We start from the raw sequence: 24,228 nt of genomic DNA on the forward strand, positions 1-24,228 counted from the left end.
AGTTCCATCGTATCCGCGGGTGGACTAGGGTCTTTGACGAACGCTGTTGCAGCGCCAACGCTGCGACGCGCCTCCAGAGGAATCGCGAAACACTTTCGTAACACTGCATGAATCTGGGGGAAACGGCCTGCCCCTAGGGTGGGGCGTGCTAGCCGTAGCACTACTGACACTGCAAGGAGCAAACGGATGTTCAAGACTGCCGAAGAGGCGATCGCGTATGTGAAGGATGAGGCTGTCGAGTACATCGACATTCGCTTCTGTGACCTTCCGGGCGCGATGCAGCACGTCAATGTTCCCGCGTCCCAGTTCGAGACGGTGCTGGAGGACGGTGCAGCCTTCGACGGCTCGTCCATCCGCGGGTTCCAGGCCATCAACGAGTCCGACATGAAGCTGATCGCGGACCTCCAGACCGCCTTCGTGGATCCCTTCCGCAAGGCGAAGACGCTGGTCATCAACTTCTCCGTCGTGGATCCGTTCACGGACGAGCCCTACTCCCGCGACCCGCGCAACGTCGCCATGAAGGCGCAGGAGTACCTGAAGTCCACCGGCATCGGTGACACCGCATTCTTCGCCCCCGAGGCCGAGTTCTTCATCTTCGACTCCGTGCGGTTCGACACCAACCAGCACGAGGGCTACTACCACATCGAGTCCTCCGAGGGCTGGTGGAACACTGGCAAGGAGACCGAGCTCGACGGCTCGCCCAACCTGGGCTACAAGACCCGCTTCAAGGGCGGCTACTTCCCCCTCTCCCCCGGCGACCAGATGGCGGATATCCGCGACGAGATCTGCACCGTGCTCGGCGAGGTCGGCCTCGACCTCGAGCGCGCGCACCACGAGGTGGGCACCGCCGGTCAGCAGGAGATCAACTACCGCTTCAACACGCTGCTGCACGCCGCTGACGACCTGATGAAGTTCAAGTACGTCGTCAAGAACGTGGCCTGGCGCAACGGCAAGACCGCGACCTTCATGCCTAAGCCGCTGTTCGGCGACAACGGCTCCGGCATGCACGTGCACCAGTCCGTCTGGAAGGGCGGCGAGCCGCTGTTCTACGACGAGGCCGGATACGGCGGCCTGTCGGACGTGGCCCGCTGGTATATCGGCGGCATCCTCAAGCACGCGCCGTCGCTGCTCGCGTTCACGAACCCGACCGTCAACTCGTACCACCGTCTGGTGCCCGGTTACGAGGCGCCCGTGAACCTGGTGTACTCGGCTCGCAACCGCTCCGCCGCGGTCCGCATCCCGATCACCGGCACGAGCCCCAAGGCCAAGCGCATCGAGTTCCGCGCGCCTGACTCTTCGGGCAACCCGTACCTGGCCTTCGCGGCCCTGCTCATGGCGGGCCTCGACGGCATCAAGAACAAGATCGAGCCGCCGGCCCCCATCGACAAGGACCTGTACGAGCTTCCTCCCGAGGAGCACGCACAGATCCCGCAGGTTCCGGACTCGCTCGGCGGCGTGCTCGACACGCTCGAGGCGGACCACGAGTACCTGCTTGAGGGCGGCGTGTTCACGCCCGACCTCATCGAGGAGTGGATCGACTTCAAGCGCACCAACGAGATCGACCCGCTGCGCTTCCGTCCCCACCCGCACGAGTTCGAGCTCTACTACGACTGCTAGTCGCTAGCCGCTCTTTGAAAGCGGGGTCGGCCCTTCGGGGCCGGCCCCGCTTTCGCGTCTCCGGCCCGTCTCCAGGGCGGCCGATGCGGGTGCCGGGATGCCTGCGTCCGCTCGCTCGAGCTCGACGACGCACGCTCCGCCCTCGCGGCCGCTCGCACGGCGAACCAACGCTTTCACGCCGTCCGAGCGGGGCCCGACCGCGATCTGTTCGATGGCCGCCGCGTGGATACCGCACACCACGTCGGGGCGCACGGACGCGAGGGCTCGGAAGGGACACCGGGCCACGTGCACGCACCCCAGCCCGTCCTCAACGCGCGACTGGATGGACGGCTCCGCGCCCGCCGCGCCAAGCGCCGTGACGACCCTGTCGATCGGAGCATCGATGCCTGCCAACGCTGCAGCGAACTCCTCTCCCCAGCGCGCACCCGCGGCGAGGGTCGCGGCGCGTGCCCGCGACTCGTCCTGACCGAACGCCTCCAAGACGATTCCCGCGAGCCTGAGCGCGTCCTCGCCGACGTCAGCCGTCAGCGTGCCCGCCGGCGTGAGCCGGTAAAGCGAGCGCGGGCGCCCCCGTGCTCCCGAGCGCTCATGCCAGGTCTCCGCGCTGCCGTCCTCCACAAGCGCGTCGAGGTGCTCGCGGACCGTGTTGGCGTGCAGCCCCACGGCGGCGGCCACCTCCGCGAGCGGTGCCGCCCCGCGGTGCTCTCTGAGCGCGTCCACGACGCGCCGACGAGAGTCCGCCTGGGCTGCACCACCCGCAGTGGGCATCAGCAGCAGGTGGTGCGCGAAACGGCCACGCGCCACAGCTCGGGGCCGCGCTGCAGGTACTCGAAGGCGAAGTCCCCTGAGACATCCGCATCGATCTCCGCGAGCAGCCGCTCGGGTGCATGGGGCGCCGCGATCACCACCGCTTCGCCCGGCACAAGCGACGTCACCTGGCCGATCACTCGCGCGTGCCGGTGCTCGTGCGGGATCTCTCGCACGTCGAGGTCCCCGGGGTGGGAGGCCGATGCGGGCGAGGCGAGCCCGGTTCCGGTCAGTTCGGTCCGCTCGCCACGGTCGACGTCTGGTGCGGGCTGCGGCGTGCCGCAACCTCCCCCTCCGCACGCGCAGCCCTCGGTGGTCTCGGTGGTCTCGGTGGTCTCGGTGGTCTCGGCAGCATCCTGGGTCATGTGATCTCTCCTGTTCATGGGTGGTACTCATCGACGTCGAACACACCCGCGGCGCCGCGCTCGGCGTCGACCATGATGTGAGAGACGAACGGGTAGTGGCCGGGCTCCGGGAACGTCAGCTCCACGAAGCCGCCCTGGCCGGGCTGCAGTGCAAGCGATTGGGCCCCGCCCGAGTCGCCAGGGCGGTGGGGACCACCCAGCAGGTACGCGCCCTCGCTAAAGACGGTGTCGAACTGTGCGCCCACCACGTGGAAGGAGCTCGCCCGCGACGGCCCCACATCGACCACCCACACCCGTACACGCTCGCCGGGGGCGGCGGGCAGCGGGTGGTCGCGGTACTGAATGGCGTGGCCGTTGAACACCACGAGGTCCGGCTCCTCGTCTGCGATCTTGGCAGTGTCCGCGATGCCACCCTCGTCGCCGAGGTAGAGCTCGGACTGGACCACCACGTACTCGCGATCCACGGGCTCCAGTCCGGGAGGATCGATGATCACGGCCCCTGCCATGCCGTTCGCGATGTGCAGCGACATCGGGGCGGTCGAGCAGTGATACATCCATGCCCCCGCGCGCTCCGCCACGAAGGTGTAGGTGAGCGACTCGCCCGGCTCGATGGTCCGCATCGCCTCGTCGGGGGCGATCGCGCTTGCGTGGAAGTCGATGGAATGGGCCATGTCGCCGTTGTTCACGAGCGTGATCTCGAAGGTGTCGCCCACCTTGCCGCGGAGCGTCGGGGCGGGAGCAGCGCCACCGAAGGTCCACAGCCGTTGCCTGACACCGGGCGCGACCTCGGTCTCCACGTCCTCCACCTCGAGCGTCACGCGGTGCAACGTCGGCGCCGGCGCCGGATCCAGAGCTGCGGGGTGCGGGTCCTTGGTCGACGTCGCCTGCAGGTCGAGCAGGTCTGCTGCTGATGCGCGGGTCCCCGACTCGTCGGCCGTGCCATCCGCGCCGTCGCCGTCGCCGCCCGCGGTGCCGGCGGCCGGTATGGCGCCCTCGACATCAATCTCGAACACCATCCCCATCTGGCGGTGACCCGCGATCGAGCACCAGCCGGCGATGTCGCGTCCCACAATGCCCACATCGATGCGAGCGATGTCGCCAGGTGCGAGCCTGCCGGAGGCGTCGCCCGTATCCAGCACCAAGTCATGGGCGGTGTCATCGCTGTTGACGACCTCGATGACTAGCCGATCCCCTGCGCGCACGGCGATGCTCCCCGGCGTGAACCGCATCTCGGTTGCCTCGACCTGGACCTCTATCGTGCGTCCGGTGGGTTCCACGTCGGCCATCGCGGACGCGCCAAGGCCCGCAGCTGCCGGATCCGCGGCCACCGCGACGGCGCTGGTCATCACGAGTGCGAGCGTCGCCACGAAGGCGCCGCGCCTGCCGGGTAGCCGCGGCCGTGACGTCAGCTCATGTGCGGGCACCATCCCCGAGTGCTGAGCCTCTGGCTCTCGCCTCGCGACGTAAGACGTGCGCACCGCACCCGCGATGGCGACGAGGGTCCACACCGCTGCGCCGAGCGCGAGCACCGACCCTCCGACCCGCACCAGGCTCGGGGTGGGCAGCACCCACAGCGCTACTCCCCCGTTGACGAGCACGAACCGGGCGAGCGCTTGTCGCTCCACGCTGGCCTTGGACCGGCGCACCGCGTGAGGTCCGCCGCCCAGCACCATCGGGATCAGGTGCGACAGTGCGCCCAGCAGGATCTGCGCGACACCGCCGATGATGAACGCCGCGATCACTCCGCCTAACTGCACGCGAGCGTCGTCCCATCCGGGCGCCAGAGCCACCACGGCACTCCACGCGACGGTGGCGCCGAATATCCACACGACCCCCGCCGCCAGGTGCCATGCCGCCACGGTGCTCGGCCGGCGCGCGCGTGCGGCAGTGACCATCGCGCGCCCCGAGATTCCGATACCGACGGCGACGATGCCCAGCCCTACAGCCGTCCCCACACGCACGCCCACGCCGAGCATGCCCAGGGACCCGGCCAGCCCGGCGGCCATGATGATCAAGCCCGCGCGGCCGTCCCGCACGCTGGTATCGGGCATCCGCACCGCCAGCACGGTGGGCCACAGCGTGACGAGAGTGGCCACGACCGTGAGGGCGACCCAGCCGAGAATCATCAGCGAGACGTGCGCCACGTACAGCCGCGCCGATCCGTCGACCGAAGCTGTGCCGCGTGACAAGAGCACGCCGAACACCACCCCCACGACGAGGCTCGCCGCAGACCCGACGTATGCCCAGGTCGTCCAGCCCAGACGGTTCGACAGCGCGCCGCGCCCGGCGAGCGCGAGCTCGACGGCGTGCCACGCGACCACCGCACCGACGATCACAGCGCCGACGATGACCGCGGTCTGCTCCGCCCGCGTGAGCCCCAAGATGACAGTAATCGCACCCACAGTGTGGCCGGCCAGGCGAACGGCCTCGCCGCGCCGCCCCGTCGACAGCGGTCGACGGCGCAGCGCCTGCGTGAAGTGTGCGCTCCAGATCAGCATCGCGGCCGTCACGCCGCCCAGCATGAGCAGATGCACCATAAGCCACTCGCTCGCCGGGACCACCCGGTGCGCGGCGGCCGCAACCGCCGCCGCGATCAGCCACGCGAGCACGATGACATGGACGCGCAGGTGCCAGCGCGCCCTCATCTCGACATCCTCGCCGGGTTCTTTTCCACGGAACCAGCGTAGAAATCGAATGGCGCCTGCACGCGGGACGTACGTCCCCGGATCGCTGCGCACCGGAAACGCTTGCATTCGCCGTATCGTGGGAGCAACGACCGAATCGCCATCGAGGAGACCGACATGAGCACCGCCGCCGCCCATCGCCCCGCCGCTGACGCCGAGTGGTGGCGCACTGCGGTCATCTATCAGATCTACCCACGCTCCTTCGCGGACGCGTCAGGCGACGGCATCGGAGACCTGGCGGGGATCACCTCGCGGCTGGACGCCCTGGCGGCGCTCGGAGTCGACGCGATCTGGCTGTCCCCGTTCTACGTCTCCCCGCAGCACGACGCGGGCTACGACGTCGCAGACTTCACCGACGTCGACCCCGTCTTCGGCACGCTCGACGACTTCGACACGATGAGCGAGCGCGCGCACGAGCTGGGGCTACGCGTGATCGTGGACATCGTCCCCAACCACACGTCGAGCGAGCACACGTGGTTCAAGCAGGCACTCGCATCGGCCGCCGGGAGCCCGGAGCGCGCCCGCTACATCTTCCGCGACGGCCGGGGGGACGACGGCTCGGAGGCGCCCAACAACTGGCAGTCGGTATTCGGCGGTCCGGCATGGACCCGCGTGCACCGCGAGGACGGCGCGCCCGACCAGTGGTATCTGCACCTGTTCGACGTGACGCAGCCGGACCTGGACTGGACCAACGAGGAGGTGCGGGCCGAGTTCGACCGCATCCTGCGATTCTGGCTCGACCGCGGCGTCGACGGCTTCCGCGTCGATGTCGCTCACGGCCTCGCGAAGGAGGCGAACCTTCCCGACTTCGAGATCGCCGACGACATCGACTCGATGGCGGGCGCGCAGACCGGACACCCGGCGTGGGCGCAGGAAGGTGTCCACGACATCTGGCGCCGCTGGCGCGCAGTCGTCGACGAGTACGGCGGCGACCGCATCCTGACTGCCGAGGCCTGGGTGTCGCCGCTGACGCGCATGGCCCAGTGGGTGCGCCCCGACGAGATGCACCAGGCCTTCAACTTTCCGTATCTGATGTCGAAGTGGGACTCCGCGGCCCTGCGGACCGTCATCGACGACTCGCTCGAGGCGTTCGAGGCGGTGGGCGCGCCGAGCACCTGGGTGCTGTCCAACCACGACGTCGTGCGTCACCCGACCCGGCTTTCGCTGACCGTGCCCAGCCCGCAGGGCCACGGCATCGGCCCTGACACTCCGGGCATTCCCGAGGCCGACACCGCGGTGCGGCGGGGGCGTGCCGCCACCCAGCTCATGCTCGCGCTACCGGGGTCCGCTTACCTGTATCAGGGCGAGGAGCTCGGGCTGCCCGAGGTCACGGACATCCCAGGGGACGCCCGCCAGGATCCCACGTGGCACCGCACCGAAGGCGAGCGCTACGGTCGCGACGGTTGCCGGGTGCCCATTCCGTGGTCCTCCGACTCCCCGGCGTATGGCTTCTCGCCCACCGGGCTCACGTGGCTGCCCCAGCCCGATGCGTGGGCTGGTCTCGCCCGGTCCGAGCAAGAAGGCGACGAGGGATCGACACTGTCCTTCTACAAGGAGGCGCTGCGGCTGCGCCGCGAGCATGGGATGGCGACCGGCACGCTCACGTGGATCGAGGACCTTCCCGAAGGCGTCCTGGGATTCACCGTCGGCGCCGTCACGGTCATCGCCAACGTCTCGGGGGATCCGCTGCCGCTGCCTGACGGCCAGAACATTCTCGTTTCTGGTCTCGCAACGGGTACTCTGCCACCGGACACCACGGTGTGGATGCTGCGCTAAAGCGGCGTCGAGAGGCCAAGGAGGGCCGATGACGAAGATCCAAAAGGTCGCTGACCTTGCGGGAGTCTCGACAGCCACCGTCTCGCGCGCCCTCGCGGGCAAGCCCTCTGTCTCGCCTGCGACGCGTTCGCGCGTCGAGGCGGCCGCTCGCGAGCTCGACTACGTGGTCTCCGCCAGCGCCTCGAGCCTCGCATCAGGCAAGACGCGCAACGTCGGCGTGGTGGTGCCCTTCATCGACAGCTGGTTCTATGTCTCGGTGCTGAAGGGCATCCAGCGTTCGCTCGCGGACGCGGGATACGACCTGACTCTCTATCACCTCGACCCGCACGCAGGAGATGGCCAGCCGCGGCCGGACAATCCGCGGCGTCGCAGGCTGTTCGACGAGTTCCTGCGACGGGGCCGCGTGGACGCGCTGATCGCAGTGAGCCTCGAGCTCGATCGAGCAGAGCTGGAAAGCCTCACCGCCATCAACAAGCCGGTGGTGGGCATCGGTGGCCCGCTGCCAGGAATCCAGACGCTGAGCCTCGACGACCACGAGGTGGCGAAGCTGGCGGTGGAGCACCTGCTCGCGCTCGGGCACCGCAGCATCGCGCACATCGCCGGCGACCAGGATTTCGAGATCGACTTCCACCTCCCCGCACACCGGCGCGAGGGGTGGGAGGACGCACTGTCGGGAGTTGGCCTCACCGCCGACCCGTCGCTGCTGCGCACCGCTGACTTCACCATCGCCGGCGGCTACGACGCCACCCTGCAGCTGCTCGGCGACCCTCGGATCAGTCCCACCGCGGTCTTCGCAGCGTCGGACGAGATGGCGATCGGGGCGATGCTCGCAGCGAGAGACCTGGGGCGGTCCGTGCCCGGAGATCTCTCGGTGATCGGGATCGATGGACACGAGCTGTCCGACTTCTTCGGTCTCACCACGGTTGACCAGTTCCCCGAGGTGCAGGGCCGTCATGCGGTGGAGATCCTGCTTCACCAGCTCGACGGCGACAGGCCGGAACCGGGCAACGAGGACCTTCCTTACGAGCTCGTGGTCCGCAAGTCGACGGGACCCCCGCCGGCGGCGGCGGTCTCTGCGAGCTAGCGGCGTCGCCTGCGCCCGCCGAGAACCGATCCGAGCAGGGTTGCGACGAGGGCGGCGACCAGCGCGATGCCGCCGATCCACAGGGACCGTTCCATGATGATCGGGGCCGCCTCGACGGTGAGCACCTCGCGCCACATGGTCGACAGCGAGCCCTCCACGCCGCCTGGCATGAAGGTGGTGATGGTCTCGGGACCGATCAACGCGATCGAGGCTCCGAAGCCCACGCACAGCAGGCCGAGGACCGTCAGCGCCTTGGCGACGAACCATCGCCGCCGGTGAGAGACCAGCAGCCCGAACGCCAGCAGCGCGGCACCCAGCCACAATCCCCACTGCTGGGCCCACACCGTCCGCTCGTAGGCCGTGCGTGCCCGCTCGAACTGCTCGGCGTCGAGCACCTCGACGTCGACCGGCGCGACCGCGAGGTCGGGTGCGGCCGCGCCAAGACCACCGAGCTCATCGATGCGCGCGTTGAGGGAGTCGGAGACGTCGACCGAGATGACCAGCGGTGCCGGCTCACGCAAGGAGACGGTGAGCTGCTCGGTGACCTGAATGTGCGCATCGTCGACCTGATCGAGCACCGTGGCACGGAAGGCCGGTGACTCGACGGCCGTCGTGATCGCCTGGTCGAGCTCGTCGTCGAGGCCCAGCGCCGCCAGGTTGACGCCTTGCGACGACAGCTCGGCTTGCGTCCGGTCAGACAGGTGGGAGGACAGCGATGCCGTCACCTCGGGCGATTCGAGGGCTCGTTCGGTCATGCCGCGCACAGCCGTGCCGTCCTCGATCTGTCCCATGATCACCGATGCGACGGCCCACCATGCGATTAGGAAGGCGCCGACGAGGATGCAGATGGCCGAGACCAGCGTGCGCAATGCAGTCATGCCCCACTCTCCCATCCGAAGAACACCCGTTCGGTCACGTGCCGCGCATGCCGGGTGACACGCTCGTATCTGTCCTGAAGTTCGGCGCCCGTGTCGTCGACGTTCATGATCTCTGCAAGCTCCTTGAGGTCCCGCGCGTCTCCCGGAAGGACATCCGCGCTGCGATCCCGGCCGCGCAGGGCGAGTGCGCCACGCAGGTCGGTCGCGAGCACCCACGCCTCCTCGAGAGTGGCAGCATCGGCCTCCTCGATGAGTCCGGCCGCTGCCGCGGCTCGGAGGGCGTCGACGGTCATGGTCGTGCGCAGCTCAGGGTGGTCGTGCGCGTGCTGGAGCTGAATCAGCTGCACGGCCCACTCGACATCCGCCAGTCCGCCGGGACCCAACTTGAGGTGGCGACGCGGGTCCACACCACGCGGCAGGCGCTCGGCCTCCATGCGCGCCTTGAGCGTGCGCATCTGCTTGAGAGCGGAGGCTGACAGCTCCACCGGGTAGCGCACCTTGTCAATCATCGACACGAACGCCTCGGTGAGCTCCGCGTCGCCCGCGCACGGCCGTGCCCTCAGCAGTGCCTGCGCCTCCCACGGGTCCGACCACCGGCCGTAGTACTCGGCGGTCGAGGTGAGGGAACGCGCCAGCGGGCCGTTGCGGCCCTCGGGTCTCAGCGCGGCGTCGATCTCGAGGGGAGGCTGTGGGCCGACCTGGGTGAGCACCCGCTGGATCGTGCGCGCGATCTTGACCGCCAGCTCCTGAGCGCCCGGCTCGGCGGAGTCGAAGACGAACTGCACGTCCGCGTCCGACTTGTAGCCCATCTCGTTGCCCCCGTAGCGGCCCATAGCCACCACGATCATCGGCAGGGCGAGGGCCCGGTCGCCGTCGTCGCGCGCGACCATGGCGCGGGCGATGCGCATCGCGCCGCCGATGAGCACATCGGCCGCCGCGGTGACGGACCGCGCGGCCTGGGCAGAGTCCACCAAGCCCAGGACGTCCGCGGCAGCGGTGCGTGCGAGCTCGCGTCGGCGCAGTCCCCGCATCGCCGTCAGCGCCTGCTCGGGGTCCTCAGAGCGCTTCAGGATTGCATCGGCTTCGCGCCACATGCGATCACGGTCGCGGGGCCGCAACTCCGCGTCGTCGCCTAGCCAGGTGACTGACTCGGCGGACGCAAGGAGCGCCGTCGTGACGTAGCGCGAGGTGGACAGCAGGCGGGCGAGGCGCTCGGCCGCGGTGCCAGAATCGCGCAAAAGCTTGAGATACCACTGCGCGTCGGTCAACTGCTCCGACAGCTTGCGGAACGCCAGCAGGCCGGCGTCCGGGTCGCTGCCCTGCGCGAACCAGCCGATCATGGCGGGCATCAGCTGACGCTGGATGGCCGCGCGGCGCGAGACGCCGTCCGTGAGGGCGGCGATGTGGCGCAGCGCCGCTTGCGCGTCGTCGAAGCCTACGGCCGCGAGACGATCACGAGCCGCGCCCTCGTCCAGTCGTGCCTCGTCCGCGGACATGCTCGCCACCAGCGGCAGGATGGGCCGGTAGAACATCTCGAGGTGCATCGCGCGGACGTCGCGCCGGATGTCGTGCCACACCTCCTCCATGTACTCGACCGTCGCGTAGCCCGATGCGCGGGCCAGGATGCGGCGCGAATCCTCATCAGCCGGCATCAGGTGCGTGCGCTGCATGCGCCTCAGCTGAATGCGGTGCTCCCACACGCGCAGCTGCCGGTACGAGCGCTCCATCTTGGCCGCATCCGGCCGCCCCACGTAGCCTCCCTTGCGCAGCGCCGCCAGCGCGTCAAGCGTCGTGCGGGACCTGAGGGTGGGATCGTGGCGGCCGTGCACGAGCTGAAGAAGCTGGATGGTGAACTCGACATCGCGCAGCCCTCCGGGGCCGAGCTTGAGCTGGCGGTCGGCCTCCTGCGGTGGCACGTGCTCCTCGACGCGACGTCGCATCGCCTGTGCGCTCTGCACGAAGCCCTCGCGCTCGACCGCCTTCCACACCATCGGCGTGACAGCGTCCAGATATGCCTGACCCACCTCGGGGTCGCCCGCGATGGGCCGCGCCTTCAACAACGCCTGGAACTCCCACGTGCTCGCCCAGCGCTCGTAGTACGCGCGGTGCCCGGCCACTCCCCGCACGAGCGCACCATCCTTGCCCTCGGGCCGCAGGTTCGCGTCCACCTCCCACAGCGCCGCCTCGGCGGCCGCGCGGTCACACGCACGCGACGCCCCCGCCGCCAGCCTGGTTGCGACCTTCATCGACAGCTGTTCATCGGCGCCCTCGGCCGGCTCGGCCACGAAGATGACGTCGACGTCGGAGATGTAGTTGAGCTCGCGGCCGCCGCACTTGCCCATGCCGATGATCGTGAGCCGAGTGGCCGCGTGGTCGGGCTCGTCCGCACGTGCGATGGCGATGCCGGCCTCGAGAGCGGCACCGGCCAGATCCGCAAGCGCGGCGCCCACGCGCGGCAGCAGCGACGGCGGCGACTTCGCGTACAGGTCCTCCGCCGCGATGCGCATCAGCACGCGGCGGTAGGCGATGCGCATCTTCGCCACACCCTCGTCGCCGCTGACGGTCGCCACGGGAACATCGGCGTCAGGATCAGCGCCTACGGCCTCCAGCAGGACGCGGCGCGAGTCGACTTCCGTGAAGGACTCGCCCTCGGGCCACTGTGCGAAGTCACGGATCAGCTCGGGGTGACGCACGAGGAAGTCCCCGAGCGCAACGGAGCCGCCGAGCAGCACGGCCAGTCGGCCTCCCGCGTGCGTCTCTCGCAGCGCCGCGAGCTCTTCCACGCAGCCCGCGTCGCGCGCGGACTCGGCGAGCCTGAGGAGCTGCAGCAGGCCCGTGTCGGGATCTGCCAGGTACGACACCGCCACCGCGGGGTCGGGAATCCGAACACCGGTGATCTCGCTGATCTGCTCGATCATCTGCTCGGCGCGCGTCGCGTCTGCGACACCCGCCCGCCGCAGTTGAGTGGCGAACGAGACCTCCCGCTTGCTCACGGCAGCGCCGTTAGAGGACGGGCAGGTACTGCTCGAGCTCGTACGGCGTGACCTGGGCGCGATACGCCTCCCACTCCGCACGCTTGTTGCGAAGCACGAAGTCGAAGACTCTCTCGCCCAGCGTCTCCGCGACGAGTTCGGACCGCTCCATCACCTCGATCGCCTCGGACAGCGAAGCCGGCAGCGCCTGGTAGCCCATCGCCTTGCGCTCGGCGGGCGACAGCTCCCACACGTCGTCCTCGGCACCCTCGGGAAGTTCGAGCTCCTCCTCGATGCCCTTGAGGCCTGCGGAGAGCAGAACGGAGAAGGCCAGGTACGGGTTCGCTGCCGAGTCAAGCGCGCGGTACTCGATCCGCGTGGACTGGCCCTTGCCCGGCTTGTGAGTCGGGATGCGCACCAGCGCAGAGCGGTTGTTCGAGCCCCATGCCACGTACGACGGCGCCTCTGCTCCGCCCCACAGGCGCTTGTACGAGTTCACGTACTGGTTGGTGATGGCGCTGATCTCGGGTGCGTACTTGAGCAGCCCCGCGATGAACTGGCGCGCCGTGGTGGACAGCTGGTGGTCGGCACCCGCCTCGTAGAACGCGTTGCGGTCGCCCTCGAACAGGCTCATGTGCGTGTGCATGCCAGATCCCGGCCCGTTCACGAGCGGCTTGGGCATGAAGGACGCGAACACACCCTGCTCGAGCGCCACCTCCTTGATGACCGCACGGAAGGTCATGATGTTGTCGGCCATCGTCAGCGCGTCCGCGTAGCGGAGGTCGATCTCGTTCTGTCCGGGTCCCGCCTCGTGATGCGAGAACTCGACGGAGATTCCCATGGACTCGAGCATGGTGATCGCCTCGCGGCGGAAGTTGTGAGCCGTGCCGCGCGGCACGTTGTCGAAGTAGCCGGCCTGGTCCACGGGCTTGGGCAGCTGGCCCGGCTCCGGCTTCTCGAGCAGGTAGAACTCGATCTCGGGGTGCGTGTAGAACGTGAACCCGAGCTCGGAAGCCCGATCGAGGTTGCGCTTGAGCACTTGGCGCGGGTCGGACAGCGCGGGCTCGTCGTCCGGGGTCGCGATGTCGCAGAACATGCGCGCGACTCCGTGGCTCGCGCCACGCCACGGCAGGATCTGGAAGCTCGACGGATCGGGCTTGGCGAGCATGTCGGACTCCGACACGCGGGTCAGACCCTCGATCGCGGAGCCGTCGAACCCGATGCCCTCGCTGAAGGCATTCTCCAGCTCGGCGGGGGCGATCGCCACCGACTTCAGGATCCCGAGAACATCGGTGAACCAAAGGCGAATGAATCGAATGTCCCGCTCCTCGACACTGCGGAGCACGTATTCCTGCTGCTTATCCATGTGCCCATCCTGCCTCAACTATGTGTCGATCGTGTCACGTGACCCGCGGTGCGGTCCCCGACTACGCTGGCACCATGCCGCGCTTACGCATCGCCCTGGCTCAGATCAATACCTGTGTGGGAGACATCGCTGGTAATGCAGCACTTGTGACCAAGTCCTGCCGCGCAGCGCATGAGGCCGGCGCGGACCTCGTGTTGTTCCCCGAGATGACCACCACCGGCTACCCGATCGAGGATCTGGCCCTGCGCGAGAGCTTTCAGCGCGCCGCGGAGCGCTCAGCGCAGCGCATCGCGGCAGATCTCGCCTCCGAGGGTCTCGGCCACCTCATCGTTGTCCTGGGAACGCTGGGAGTAGCGCGCTCGGGCCGGCCCTTCAACCAGGCCGTCGTGATCACGGGTGGCGAGATCACGGCCCGGTACAACAAGCATCATCTGCCCAACTACGGCGTCTTCGACGAGCGCCGCATCTTCGCTGCAGGCGAGGACCGGTGCGTGGTCGACGTGCACGGCCGCCGCATCGGCGTCGTCATCTGTGAGGACATCTGGGCCGATGGCGGCCCGGTGTCGCAGATGGACGGTGCCGGCATCGACCTGCTGACTGTCCTGAACGGATCGCCGTTCGAGGAGGGCAAGGGGCACGCGCGCACCGAGCTCGCCCAGCGCCGCGCCCGCGAGGTCGGCGCGCCCGTCGCGTACGTCAACCTGTGGGGCGGTCAGGACGACTTGGTCTTCGACGGCCACAGCTTCATTGTCGGCCCTGACGGCACCGTCCTTGCCTCGGCGCCCGGCTTCGGCGATGCCTTACTCGTCTGGGACCTGCCGGACAAGGCCGACTCAGCCCGCGCATCGTCCCCTGATCGCTCGCAACTGGCCGAACAGACCACCGACGATGAGCAGGTCTACCGCGCGTGCGTGACGGGTCTGCGCGATTATGTGCTCAAGAACGGGTTCCGGTCGGTGCTCCTGGGACTGTCCGGCGGCATCGACTCCGCGCTCACCGCAGCCATCGCGGCCGATGCGCTCGGCGGTACCAACGTCGTCGGCGTCTCCATGCCGTCCTCGTTCTCCTCGGAGCACTCGAAGGACGACGCGGCGGACCTGGCCAAGCGGCTGGGAGCGGACTTTCGGGTTCAGCCGATCGCCGCCATGGTCGACGGCTTTCAGCAGGACCTCGCCCTCGACGGCGTGGCGGAGGAGAACCTCCAGGCCCGCATCCGCGGCGTGATCCTGATGGCGATCTCGAACCGCGAGGGGCACCTCGTGATCGCTCCGGGGAACAAGTCGGAGCTCGCGACGGGCTACGCCACCATCTACGACGCGGGCAGCATCGGCGGCTTCGCGCCGCTCAAGGATGTCGACAAGTCGCGGGTCTGGGAGCTGGCGCGGTGGCGCAACGCCCATGCCGAGGCCAACGGCGAGACCCCGCCCATCCCGGTCAACTCCATCGAAAAGCCCCCCAGCGCCGAGCTTCGCCCCGGTCAGACGGACCAGGACTCGCTGCCTCCCTATGAGGTGCTCGACGAGGTGCTCGATGCATACGTCGAGCATGCGGAAGGCCGGGCCGAGCTGCTGGCTCGAGGCTACGACGAGACCGTGGTCGACACCGTGCTGGCCCTCGTCGACCGCGCCGAGTGGAAGCGGCGGCAGTATCCGCCCGGGCCCAAGGTGACCGCGTTGGCGTTCGGCCGTGACCGGCGTCTGCCCATCACGAGTCGCTGGCGCGAGAACGCGGAGTAGCCCGGCCCGCCGATCAGGGGTCGCGTCCTAGAGTGGAGCCATGAGGCGCATCCACCACTTCAAAGAGATGAAGGCACGCGGCGAGAAGATCACGATGCTCACCGCGTACGACCACCCCACGGCACGGACCTTCGACGAGGCCGGCATCGACATGCTGCTCATCGGCGACTCGGTGGGCGACAACATGCTGGGGTACGACTCCACTGTTCCGCTCACGCTGGACGAGATGATCCCGTTCGCGCGGGCCGTGGCGAAGGCCGCCAAGAATGCCTTCGTCGTGGCCGACCTGCCATTCGGCACCTACGAGGTGTCACCCGAGCAGGCAGTCGAGTCCTCGATCCGCATGATGAAGCTCTCGGGCGCGCAGGCCGTCAAGTTCGAAGGTGGCCGCCGCATCGCAAGGCAGGTCAAAGCGGTGACCGATGCGGGTATCCCCTTCTGCGGGCATCTGGGCTTCACGCCGCAGTCGGAGAACGCGCTCGGCGGGCGCCGCATCCAGGGCCGTGGAGACAATGCCTACGAGGAGCTGCTCGCCGATGCCGTGGCACTTCAGGAGGCCGGCGCCTTCGCCGTAGTCCTCGAGATGGTGGTCGCGCCCGTCGCGGCCAAGGTCACGGCCGCGCTCGACATCCCGACCATCGGCATCGGAGCGGGGCCCGACACCGACGGGCAGGTGCTGGTATGGCTCGATGCCCTGGGAGTGGGCGACTGGCACCCGTCGTTCTCGAAGCAGTTCGCTGCGGTAGGTACAGCGATGAGCGAGGGCGCCGCCGACTACATCCGCGAGGTCAAGGGCGGGACCTTTCCCTCTGCCGACCACACGTTCGACGAGTAGGACAACCCATGGCATCGATTCTGGTCACCGGCAGCCAAGGCAAGCTCGGCCGCTTCGTCACCGCGCGCCTCGCCTCCGAAGGGCACCGCGTGCACGGTGTGGACATCGTGTCCGCATCACCGAGCTTTGACTACACGCGACTTGACCTCACCGACTACGGCCAGGTAGTCGACGCCATGTTCGGAGTCCAGGACCGCTACGAAGGTCTCGACGCGGTGGTGCATCTTGCGGCGATTCCGGCGCCAGGCCAGGCCGCCGATGCCGCCACCTTCCACAACAACATGCTGTCGACCTTCAACGTCTTCCAGGGCGCGCGCCGTGCGGGTATCAAGCGGATCGTCTACGCCTCCTCGGAGACGGTGCTTGGACTGCCGTTCGACACTCCCCCGCCGTACATCCCCGTCGACGAGGAGTATGCGGCGCGCCCCGAGTCGAACTACTCGCTCGTGAAGCACCTCGAGGAGACCATGGCGATCGAGCTGTGCCGCTGGGACCCCGAGCTCAGCATCATCGCGCTGCGCTACTCGAACGTCATCAGCCCCGACGAGTACGCCGCCTTCCCCGACTTCGACGCCGACCCCGCGCTGCGGCGGTGGAACCTGTGGTCCTACATCGATGCGCGCGACGGCGCCCAGGCAGTGGTGCGAGCGCTCACGTACGACGAGCCGGGCTTCGACCGCTTCATCATCGCCAACGCGGACACCGTGATGTCGAGATCGAGCGCCGAGCTAGCGGCGGACCAGTTCCCCGACGTGCCCATCACCAAGCAGCTCGGCGAGCACGAGACGATGCTCTCCATCGACAAGGCGCGCGCCGTGCTCGGCTTCGCACCCGAGTACTCCTGGCGCAGCCAGGTGTGATGCGACGCGCCTAGTCCTTCCCGCCCCAGTCCTCGTCCTGCTCGTCCCACTCCTCAGCGCGCCGCTCCGCCTTCTCGAGCGCGCGCTCGGCCTCCTCGCGGGTCGGGTACGGGCCCATCAGGTGCTCCCAGGAGCTCACCCTGCCCTTCTCCACCATCCGCGTGCGGGTGTTGAAGAAGTACTCGACTTCGCCGGTCTCGTCCGGTGACATGCGCATCGCCTCCATGAATAGACTGCCAGGTATGAGTGCAGTCCGCGAGAGCATTACGAAGGGTGTCGTCTCGCCAGTGCGCGCGGTGCCGAGGTCCGTCTCCCGTCCCGACTACGTGGGGCGCACGCGCTCCACGAAGTGGACGTCCGGGGACGTGCACGATCCCGAGCTGATCGAGCGCATCCGCGTCTCCGCGCGGATCGCCGCGCAGGCGCTCGCCGAGGTAGGGCGCCACATCGAACCGGGAGTGACCACCGACGAGCTGGACCGCATCGGGCATGAGTTCGTGTCCGACCACGGTGCGTATCCCTCCACCCTGGGCTATCCGGGATCTGCGGGCCGGCCGCCCTTCCCCAAGGCGCTGTGCACCTCCGTCAACGAGGTGATCTGCCACGGCATCCCCGACTCCACGGTGGTGCAGGAGGGCGACATCGTGAAGATCGACATCACCGCGTTCAAGGACGGCGCCCACGGAGACAACTGTGGCTCGTTCATCGCGGGCGAAGGCAGCGACCGCGCCCGCAAGCTCGTCGAGGTGACACACGAGGCGATGATGCGCGGCATCAAGGCCGCCCGCCCTGGCCGCGAGGTCAACGTGATCGGCCGCGTGATCGAGAAGTACGCCACGCGCCACGGTTTCGAGTCGGTGCGCAACTACACCGGTCACGGGGTCGGCCCCGCCTTCCACACCGGGTTGGTCATCCCCCACTACGACGCCGCTCCGATGCACGCCGACGTGATCGAGCCCGGCATGGTCTTCACCGTCGAGCCCATGCTGTGCATGGGCTCGGAGGCCAGCCACGAATGGGACGACGGCTGGACCGTCGTGACCGACGACGGCTCGTGGGTGGCCCAATTCGAACACACGATCCTCGTCACCGAAGATGGCCCGGAGGTCCTGACACTGCCATGAGCAAGCACATCGCAATCGGAGTCGACATCGGTGGCACGGGCATCAAGGCCGCGCCCGTCGATCTCCGCACCGGAGAGTTCACCGAAGAGCGCTACCGGATCCCCACCCCTGACCCATCGACTCCGGACGCCGTCGCCCGCACCGTCGCGAAGTGCATCTCGAAGTTCTCTCCCGGCAAGAAGGTGCCCATCGGCGTCGCGTTCCCCGGCGTCGTGCAGAACGGGGTGGTGAAGACCGCCGCCAACGTCGACGACGCGTGGATCGGCACCAACCTACGCACGATCATTCGTGACTATGCAGGCCACGACGTGTTCGTGATCAACGATGCTGACGCCGCCGGATACGGCGAGTACATCCACGGCGCCGCTCACGAGCGCGACGGCGTGGTGCTCATGACCACCCTCGGCACCGGCATCGGCACGGCGCTCATCGTCGACGGACAGCTGGTGCCCAACACCGAGTTCGGTCACGTCGAGATCGGCGGCCAGGAGGCCGAGGACTTCGCGGCGGAATCGGCCCGAGACCGCCTGGACCTCGACTGGGAGGCATGGACCAAGAACCTTCAGAAGTTCTACTCCGAGATGGAGAAGCTGGTGTGGCCGGACCTGATCATCGTGGGCGGCGGGGTCTCGAAGTCGCACCACATGTTCCTGCCGGGGCTCACCCTGCGGGCTCCGATCATCCCCGCGGAGCTGCGCAATGGGGCTGGGATCGTGGGCGCGGCTGCCTGGGCCGCGAACCTTCACAAGAAGGACGACAAGCGCCGCAAGGACGACGAGAAGAAGTCGAAGAAGGCGGAGTCCAAGAAGAAGAAGTGACCGCGGCGCGCTAACCGCGCGCTGCTATTCGCAGACCGCGCCTACTCACAGACTTGGCCGTCGTTGTCCCCGTCGCGGTAGTAGCCGTACTCGGGGTCCTCGCCTTGCGCGTAGGGCCCGAATCCGGCGGCGGTCGCGGCCTTGCACGTGCCCATGTCCGGATCGAGCGCGTCACCGCCCGTCGTGGTGGGAGCGGGAGTCGTCGGCGGCGTCGGCACCGCATCGGGTGCCCGGCCCACGTTGTCGGCCATCACCGGCTGATCGCCGGGCTCGGGAAGCTCATGTCCCGGGCAGCCGTCGAGCACGCGCAGCATTGCATCAAGCTCGGCTGCCGTGATCCACACGTCGTACTTCTCCTTGACCGCCACCTGCCGCGCCACGTAGTCGCACCGATAGTCCTGATGCGGCGGCAACCACGTCGCCGCGTCGCCGTCGCCCTTCGCGCGATTCGCGCCGGCGTCCACCGGCTCGAGGTTGAGGGGATCGTTCGCGAACGCCACCCTCTTGGCGAACTCCCAGGTGGCGGCGCCCTTCTGCCACGCGTCCGAGAGCGCGACCAAGTGGTCGACGTCGACCTCGCTCGCGCCGCCGTGCACGAACCGCAGGCTGGCATTCGTGAAGGGGTCGGCGAGCGATCCCTCGAGCACCTTGCAATCGCCGGACATCACGCGATCGGTGAGCCGCAGGCGCAGCATGTCGTTCCTGGTGTCGCAGCCGTTGCGGTCCACGTCCACCCAGCCGTCGCCGAACTGTTCGCGTGCGTACCCAGTCTTGGGCGCACGACCCTTCACGGTGAGCTCGCGGGCGGCGGCCGATGCGGTACCGAGGGCCGCGGGCGACGGTGCGGCGGTCGCGTCCAGAGCAGGCGTGGGTGCCGGCGTGGCCGTGGAGGACGGAGCGGGTAAGGGTGCGTCGCCGACTGCGTCGGCCTCACCGGTCGATGCGGGCGCGCACGCCGCCACGACCATCGCGGCCGTGACGGCGACCACGGTCATCCGGGCGCGAATGAACGCGCGATCGTCAAGCAGTGTCCTCAGCACCAGGCGACCGTACCCACGACTCCCCGCCACGGAGCGATGCCACTCCGCAGTGAAGCGGAAGCTTCCGTCGGCGCGACCTCAGGACCGCTTGCCGCGCCCGTGCCGCTTCTCGGACGCGTCGATCCGCTGCGCCATGCGTGCCTCGTCGGCCTCGCGCATTCGTGTGCCGAAGTGGACCAGTTGCGGGTCGACGATCGTCAGGGTGAATACCGGTGGACCCATGCAGAACAGCGCCACCAGCAGGAACCAGCCACCCTCGACCAGCAGCCGGGATTCGGTGAGCGCCTGGAGGAGCAGCGCGACGGTCAGCAGCGCCCAGCCCAGGGGAAGGTGGGTGTCGCCGCGGTCGGCGCGCTCCACGAGACGCCAGGCGCTGCCGAACAGCAGCACCACGATCGCGAACAGCAGCACCACGCCGATCAGGCCCAGTTGCAGCCATGCGTCCAGGAAGGCGTTGTGCGCGTGGGTGGGGCGCACCCACTCCAGGCCCAGTCCGATCTCGGAGTACGGATATTGCCAGATGGGCCAGTAGCCCACATAGCCCCAGCCGTCGGGCCGCTGCACGGCGTAGCTGATGACCTCGTACCAGATCTGGGTGCGGTTGGTGAAGTCGGAGCCGCGCTCCAGCAACGCGAACAGCTCCTCGCGATACTTGAGCGTGAGCACCGACCCGATCGCGGCGCACGCGATGATCGTGAAGGACAGCACCCGCTTGCCTCGCGGCTTCAATCGCCTCAGGACGTACGCTCCGGCGGTCAAGGCGGCGAGCGCGCCAATCGACGCCGTCACCGTGGCGGACATCGTCAGCAGGTGAACCGCGCCGGCTGCCACGAGCGTCGCCCAGCCGTCGATCCGCCTGATGCGGCGGTCGAGCAGCAGCACGAAAGCGACGATGGCCGCCAGCAGCGCGATCGCGCCAAAGGGATTGCGGTTGCCCACGAAGCCCTGGATGGGGCCGCCCTCGAGAAGCAAATTGGAGGACCACGCCGATTGGATGGGCTCGCCGCCCCGATCGGCGGCCAGCGACTCGAGGTCGCCCACCAACGGCGGAACGGCGGCACGCACCACGAACGTGACGATGAGCTCGAAGACGATTCCGAGGAACAGGCTCACCTGCAACCCGCGATACAGCCGCACCATGAACTCGGTGTTGCTCGCCCCGCGCGCTGTGATGATGGCGATGGCGGTGGTCGCCACCAGCGCGACGACGGCAAGAGTGGTGACGGCGCGGGTGGCGGACCAGATGATGCTCAATACCGCAAGGCCGACGAACGCGCCGATCAGCAGCGGCGGGCGCATCGACCGGAGGGAAGGCTTGAAGACGACGAAGACCGCGACGATGGTCAGCACCGACAGCACCGCGAACGCGGGCAAGCCCAAGAGGTAGCGGAAGCCCTGTCCGGACATGAGCAGGACGATCGCCCAGATCGTGACGAGCGCGCGAGCCCGCTCGCTGTCGAGCAGCCGGGGCAGCGAGGACCCGGCCGTCAGGCCTCTGGAGGTGACCATGTGACCGCGCACTCTCCTTCTCGAGGGACTCCCGCGCCGCCGCGTCGCCCTCCTGCGGGCGACGCAGGCCTGTCGCGGCCCCCGTGCCATCGGGAGAGACCGCGCGGATCGCGTGGGGTTTGATTCTAACGGCCAGGGCGGCCCTCGGCGGAATGCCCCGTCCCCACCGCCGACGCTGGCCGACGGCTNATCGGGAGAGACCGCGCGGATCGCGTGGGGTTTGATTCTAACGGCCAGGGCGGCCCTCGGCGGAATGCCCCGTCCCCACCGCCGACGCTGGCCGACGGCTCCGAAGGTTCAGGGCGCGCGGGCCGCGGCATACGATGAGCAGATGCCAGCAGATGCGGCGGTCAAGACTCGCCGGCGGAATCGCCCGCCCGCGAGCGAACGTTGAAGGTGACATGAGTTCCTCCGGTCCTATCGCCAGCGTCCAGGCACGCGTGGGCCACGCGCTCTTCACCCGCATCGCGGGGCCTGACGGCTACGAGGCACGCGCGCGCATCCACGAGACGCCGGGCGAGCGCTGGTTCGGGCCCGACGCGGCGATACGCCGGGTCCACGGCGATGCCTCGACGTTCGTGGGCGGTCTGCGGGCACTGCTGCTGCAGTCGCTTCACCCCCTCGCGATGGCGGGCGTCGCGGGCCATTCTGGCTACCGCGGGGATCCGTGGGGGAGGCTTGCGCGAACCTCGACGTTCCTGGCGTTCACCACGTTCGGCACTGCCGAGGACTCTCAGGAGATGATCGACCGGATCCGGGCGGTGCACGACCGCGTGAAGGGCAAGACCGCAGATGGCCGGCCTTACCGCGCCAGCGACCCCCGGCTGCTCACGTGGGTTCACATCGCGGAGGCCGACTCGTTTCTCAGTGCCTACCAGCGTTACGGAGAGGCGCCCCTCGGCCCGGGTGAGGCGGACGAGTACCTCGCGCAGTCGGGCCGCGTGGCGGTCGCGCTGGGCGCGGAGGACGTGCCGGTCACGACGACGGAGCTCGCGCAGGCCTTCGACGATTTCATGCCCGAGCTCGAGGCCTCCGCCGAGGCCATCGACACGGCGCAATTCCTGTTGCGCGAACCGCCACTGCCGCGTGCCGTGCGGCTGGGCTACGCCCCGCTCGCTGCGGGCGCCGTCGCGTTGCTGCCCGCCTGGGCACGCCAAGAGCTCGGCCTCGACCGCTGGTCGACGCGCACCTTCGGTCCCGCCGGCGGCGCGATCGCCACCCGCGCGGTGCGGTGGGGCCTTGGCTCCGCCGAGTCGCGCGGCCACCTGCGCGACACCTCGCGTAGCGACTGAGCACCGCCTCAGCCGCGCGGCTACTGAAGCAGGCGCACAGGCTCAGCCCGCGCATCGGCCGCAAGCACGCGGCCTGAGCCGCTAGACCCCGCCGACCTCGGTCCCTGGTTCGAAGGCACCTGCGGCAATGTCATCCCAGAACTGGTCGATGGTGTCCGGGTCGAGCAGCACGGTCGAGCCCACGCCGGCGACGTCGTGACCCATGCTCGCGATGGGGGGCGTGCCCGTCACTGCCTCTCCCCCGCGCGACGAGTTGAAGGCCAGCGCGAATCCCGCCAGGTCGAAGGGGCTGGTTCCCTCAGAGACGCGGAAGGCGTCGAGCCCGGCGCTGGCGACCGGCATCGCGGTGAAGGGGTTCAACACGGTGGACGGGCTGAGGACGTTGTCGACCACGGCCCCCACGACCTGCTGCTGGCGCTGGACACGGCCGATGTCCCCCAGCGGGTCGCTGTAGCGCATACGGGCGAAGGCGAGGGCGGTCTGGCCATCGGCGACGTGGCAGCCGGCCTCCCACTCCAGCCTGCTGCGCCGGTCGGAGACATCCTCGTCGTAGCAGAGCTCCACGCCACCCACGGCGTCGACGAGGCCCTCGACGCCACCGAAGCCCACCTCGAGGTAGTGGTCGACCGTGAGGCCCGACAGGCCTTCGACGGTCTCGACGAGCAAGGGCGCCCCACCGAAGGCGAAGGACGCGTTGATCTTGTTGCTGCCGTTGCCCGGAATCTCGACGTACGAGTCGCGAGGGATGCTGATGAGCGCCGTCGGCCCGCTCTCGGGCTTGTGGAGCACCATGATCGTGTCGGTGCGCTGGCCGGGGGTGTCGTTGCCGCCATCCCAACCTTCGCGCGAGTCGGAGCCGACGATCAGGTAGGTGCTGCCAGGGGTGTCCGCGGCTCCGCTGAGCGCGTCCACGCTCTGGATCTGGGAGTCCACCCAGAAGTACAGGCCGATCGCGGCCACCAAGAGCAGCACCAGCAGGAACACGAGCGTGTTGCGGAGACGGTGGCGCTTGCGCCGCACTGGCGCGCGGCGAGGCTGCTCCACGGGGGCCGATGCGGGGGTGTGGGCCTGCGCCGGACGCGGCGCACTGCGTGGTTGGGGCGGGCGGCCGGACTGGGCCTGCTGGCCGGACGGCGACTGCGGCTGCCGTCCCGATTGCGGCGCGGGAGCACCGGCGGGACGCGTGCTGCGGCGCTGAGGGGTGTGGCCTGTCTCCGGTCGCTGCTGCTGCGCGCGCGGCTTGGCGCCGCCGGGCTGAATGGACGGCGGCATGGGACGCCGCTTGTCTCGCGGGTCGGATGCTCCGTTGCGCCCACCGGCGCCGTCTTCAGGTCTCACCCGGTGAGGGTATCGCCTGAGCGGTCGGGGCGCGGCGATGCCGCGCTCGAAACGTTGCGGTGCGGATGAGCTGGCCGATACGCCGGGTAATAGCCGTGCGTCGTTGCCTAGCGACACCGAGCGCTAC

At 68.9% G+C, this 24,228-nt stretch carries 19 protein-coding genes; 9 read left to right on the forward strand and 10 right to left on the reverse strand.

Annotated features, from left to right (window positions below; genetic code table 11):
• Positions 1 to 186 precede the first annotated feature (186 nt).
• Positions 187 to 1,617 (forward strand): type I glutamate--ammonia ligase, encoded by a 1,431-nt coding sequence (gene glnA, locus ACNI3K_RS11930; RefSeq protein WP_419392115.1) that lies wholly within the window; start codon positions 187 to 189, stop codon positions 1,615 to 1,617.
• A 3-nt stretch (positions 1,618 to 1,620) separates the two neighbouring features.
• Here the strand turns inward: glnA and ACNI3K_RS11935 are convergent, their stop codons facing one another.
• The 3 genes from ACNI3K_RS11935 to ACNI3K_RS11945 are packed head-to-tail and all read right to left on the reverse strand — an operon-like array spanning position 1,621 to position 5,434.
• A complete protein-coding gene (locus ACNI3K_RS11935; RefSeq protein ID WP_419392116.1) occupies positions 1,621 to 2,385 on the reverse strand; it encodes a helix-turn-helix domain-containing protein in 765 nt (254 codons plus the stop codon).
• On the reverse strand, positions 2,385 to 2,789 hold the full coding sequence (locus ACNI3K_RS11940; protein ID WP_419392117.1) for a DUF2249 domain-containing protein: 405 nt from the start codon (positions 2,787 to 2,789) through the stop codon (positions 2,385 to 2,387). Before ACNI3K_RS11940 ends, ACNI3K_RS11935 begins: the two co-directional genes overlap by 1 nt.
• Positions 2,790 to 2,803: 14 nt before the next feature.
• Entirely contained in the window at positions 2,804 to 5,434 is a 2,631-nt protein-coding gene (locus ACNI3K_RS11945; RefSeq protein ID WP_419392118.1) for a multicopper oxidase domain-containing protein, read from the reverse strand.
• A 156-nt stretch (positions 5,435 to 5,590) separates the two neighbouring features.
• Between ACNI3K_RS11945 and ACNI3K_RS11950 the strand changes: the two genes are divergently transcribed.
• Positions 5,591 to 7,249, forward strand: a complete 1,659-nt coding sequence (locus ACNI3K_RS11950) for a glycoside hydrolase family 13 protein (protein WP_419392119.1) — start codon at positions 5,591 to 5,593, stop codon at positions 7,247 to 7,249.
• Positions 7,250 to 7,277: 28 nt separating this feature from the next.
• Positions 7,278 to 8,333 carry a LacI family DNA-binding transcriptional regulator gene (locus ACNI3K_RS11955; RefSeq protein WP_419392120.1) on the forward strand — a complete coding sequence of 352 codons (1,056 nt, stop codon included), beginning with the start codon at positions 7,278 to 7,280 and terminating at the stop codon, positions 8,331 to 8,333.
• Here ACNI3K_RS11955 and ACNI3K_RS11960 read toward each other — a convergent pair.
• The 3 genes from ACNI3K_RS11960 to ACNI3K_RS11970 are packed head-to-tail and all read right to left on the reverse strand — an operon-like array spanning position 8,330 to position 13,549.
• Entirely contained in the window at positions 8,330 to 9,211 is an 882-nt protein-coding gene (locus tag ACNI3K_RS11960) for a hypothetical protein (RefSeq protein ID WP_419392121.1), read from the reverse strand. The genes ACNI3K_RS11955 and ACNI3K_RS11960 overlap by 4 nt on opposite strands.
• Positions 9,208 to 12,204 (reverse strand): bifunctional [glutamine synthetase] adenylyltransferase/[glutamine synthetase]-adenylyl-L-tyrosine phosphorylase, encoded by a 2,997-nt coding sequence (locus ACNI3K_RS11965; protein WP_419392122.1) that lies wholly within the window; start codon positions 12,202 to 12,204, stop codon positions 9,208 to 9,210. The genes ACNI3K_RS11960 and ACNI3K_RS11965 overlap by 4 nt, the downstream gene beginning before the upstream one ends.
• Positions 12,205 to 12,214: 10 nt before the next feature.
• A complete protein-coding gene (locus ACNI3K_RS11970; protein ID WP_419392123.1) occupies positions 12,215 to 13,549 on the reverse strand; it encodes a glutamine synthetase family protein in 1,335 nt (444 codons plus the stop codon).
• Positions 13,550 to 13,623: 74 nt separating this feature from the next.
• On the opposite strand from ACNI3K_RS11970, the gene ACNI3K_RS11975 reads away from it, so the two are divergent.
• From ACNI3K_RS11975 to ACNI3K_RS11985, 3 genes are read left to right on the forward strand one after another with little or no spacing between them, the layout of a single operon-like run.
• Positions 13,624 to 15,285: an NAD+ synthase gene (locus tag ACNI3K_RS11975; RefSeq protein WP_419392124.1), complete on the forward strand. Its 1,662-nt coding sequence runs from the start codon at positions 13,624 to 13,626 to the stop codon at positions 15,283 to 15,285.
• A 40-nt stretch (positions 15,286 to 15,325) separates the two neighbouring features.
• Positions 15,326 to 16,120, forward strand: coding sequence for a 3-methyl-2-oxobutanoate hydroxymethyltransferase (gene panB / locus ACNI3K_RS11980; RefSeq protein WP_419392125.1), 795 nt, complete (start codon positions 15,326 to 15,328; stop codon positions 16,118 to 16,120).
• A gap of 8 nt (positions 16,121 to 16,128) precedes the next feature.
• Entirely contained in the window at positions 16,129 to 16,980 is an 852-nt protein-coding gene (locus tag ACNI3K_RS11985) for an NAD-dependent epimerase/dehydratase family protein (RefSeq protein WP_419392126.1), read from the forward strand.
• Between the two features lie 10 nt (positions 16,981 to 16,990).
• Here ACNI3K_RS11985 and ACNI3K_RS11990 read toward each other — a convergent pair whose 3' ends face one another.
• A complete protein-coding gene (locus ACNI3K_RS11990; protein WP_419392127.1) occupies positions 16,991 to 17,191 on the reverse strand; it encodes an SPOR domain-containing protein in 201 nt (66 codons plus the stop codon).
• A gap of 31 nt (positions 17,192 to 17,222) precedes the next feature.
• Between ACNI3K_RS11990 and map the strand changes: the two genes are divergently transcribed.
• Complete coding sequence (map, locus tag ACNI3K_RS11995; protein ID WP_419392128.1) at positions 17,223 to 18,104, forward strand: type I methionyl aminopeptidase; 882 nt, start codon at positions 17,223 to 17,225, stop codon at positions 18,102 to 18,104.
• Positions 18,101 to 18,922 carry a polyphosphate--glucose phosphotransferase gene (gene ppgK, locus ACNI3K_RS12000; protein ID WP_419392129.1) on the forward strand — a complete coding sequence of 274 codons (822 nt, stop codon included), beginning with the start codon at positions 18,101 to 18,103 and terminating at the stop codon, positions 18,920 to 18,922. The genes map and ppgK overlap by 4 nt, the downstream gene beginning before the upstream one ends.
• Positions 18,923 to 18,963: 41 nt before the next feature.
• Here the strand turns inward: ppgK and ACNI3K_RS12005 are convergent, their stop codons facing one another.
• Together ACNI3K_RS12005 and ACNI3K_RS12010 are read right to left on the reverse strand one after the other, a co-directional pair.
• Positions 18,964 to 19,962 (reverse strand): GmrSD restriction endonuclease domain-containing protein, encoded by a 999-nt coding sequence (locus ACNI3K_RS12005; protein WP_419392130.1) that lies wholly within the window; start codon positions 19,960 to 19,962, stop codon positions 18,964 to 18,966.
• Between the two features lie 78 nt (positions 19,963 to 20,040).
• Positions 20,041 to 21,471: an O-antigen ligase family protein gene (locus tag ACNI3K_RS12010; RefSeq protein ID WP_419392131.1), complete on the reverse strand. Its 1,431-nt coding sequence runs from the start codon at positions 21,469 to 21,471 to the stop codon at positions 20,041 to 20,043.
• Positions 21,472 to 21,872: 401 nt separating this feature from the next.
• Here ACNI3K_RS12010 and ACNI3K_RS12015 point away from each other — a divergent pair, with 401 nt between their 5' ends.
• Positions 21,873 to 22,763, forward strand: a complete 891-nt coding sequence (locus tag ACNI3K_RS12015) for an oxygenase MpaB family protein (RefSeq protein WP_419392132.1) — start codon at positions 21,873 to 21,875, stop codon at positions 22,761 to 22,763.
• Positions 22,764 to 22,844: 81 nt separating this feature from the next.
• Here ACNI3K_RS12015 and ACNI3K_RS12020 read toward each other — a convergent pair whose 3' ends face one another.
• Entirely contained in the window at positions 22,845 to 24,101 is a 1,257-nt protein-coding gene (locus ACNI3K_RS12020; protein ID WP_419392133.1) for an LCP family protein, read from the reverse strand.
• Positions 24,102 to 24,228 lie beyond the last annotated feature (127 nt).

It is taken from the genome of Demequina ureilytica, assembly GCF_048553575.1.
Taxonomy (GTDB): Bacteria; Actinomycetota; Actinomycetes; order Actinomycetales; family Demequinaceae; genus Demequina.

Excerpts from the sequence above, each read along its gene's own strand:
- panB (WP_419392125.1), top strand. The coding sequence starts at position 15,326 with ATGAGGCGCATCCACCACTTCAAAGAGATGAAGGCACGCGGCGAGAAG.
- ACNI3K_RS11985 (WP_419392126.1), top strand. The coding sequence starts at position 16,129 with ATGGCATCGATTCTGGTCACCGGCAGCCAAGGCAAGCTCGGCCGCTTC.
- ACNI3K_RS12010 (WP_419392131.1), bottom strand. The coding sequence starts at position 21,471 with ATGGTCACCTCCAGAGGCCTGACGGCCGGGTCCTCGCTGCCCCGGCTG.
- ACNI3K_RS11975 (WP_419392124.1), top strand. The coding sequence starts at position 13,624 with ATGCCGCGCTTACGCATCGCCCTGGCTCAGATCAATACCTGTGTGGGA.
- ACNI3K_RS11970 (WP_419392123.1), bottom strand. The coding sequence starts at position 13,549 with ATGGATAAGCAGCAGGAATACGTGCTCCGCAGTGTCGAGGAGCGGGAC.
- map (WP_419392128.1), top strand. The coding sequence starts at position 17,223 with ATGAGTGCAGTCCGCGAGAGCATTACGAAGGGTGTCGTCTCGCCAGTG.
- ACNI3K_RS11990 (WP_419392127.1), bottom strand. The coding sequence starts at position 17,191 with ATGTCACCGGACGAGACCGGCGAAGTCGAGTACTTCTTCAACACCCGC.
- ACNI3K_RS11950 (WP_419392119.1), top strand. The coding sequence starts at position 5,591 with ATGAGCACCGCCGCCGCCCATCGCCCCGCCGCTGACGCCGAGTGGTGG.
- ACNI3K_RS12015 (WP_419392132.1), top strand. The coding sequence starts at position 21,873 with ATGAGTTCCTCCGGTCCTATCGCCAGCGTCCAGGCACGCGTGGGCCAC.
- ppgK (WP_419392129.1), top strand. The coding sequence starts at position 18,101 with ATGAGCAAGCACATCGCAATCGGAGTCGACATCGGTGGCACGGGCATC.
- ACNI3K_RS11960 (WP_419392121.1), bottom strand. The coding sequence starts at position 9,211 with ATGACTGCATTGCGCACGCTGGTCTCGGCCATCTGCATCCTCGTCGGC.
- ACNI3K_RS11935 (WP_419392116.1), bottom strand. The coding sequence starts at position 2,385 with ATGCCCACTGCGGGTGGTGCAGCCCAGGCGGACTCTCGTCGGCGCGTC.
- glnA (WP_419392115.1), top strand. The coding sequence starts at position 187 with ATGTTCAAGACTGCCGAAGAGGCGATCGCGTATGTGAAGGATGAGGCT.
- ACNI3K_RS11945 (WP_419392118.1), bottom strand. The coding sequence starts at position 5,434 with ATGAGGGCGCGCTGGCACCTGCGCGTCCATGTCATCGTGCTCGCGTGG.
- ACNI3K_RS11940 (WP_419392117.1), bottom strand. The coding sequence starts at position 2,789 with ATGACCCAGGATGCTGCCGAGACCACCGAGACCACCGAGACCACCGAG.
- ACNI3K_RS11955 (WP_419392120.1), top strand. The coding sequence starts at position 7,278 with ATGACGAAGATCCAAAAGGTCGCTGACCTTGCGGGAGTCTCGACAGCC.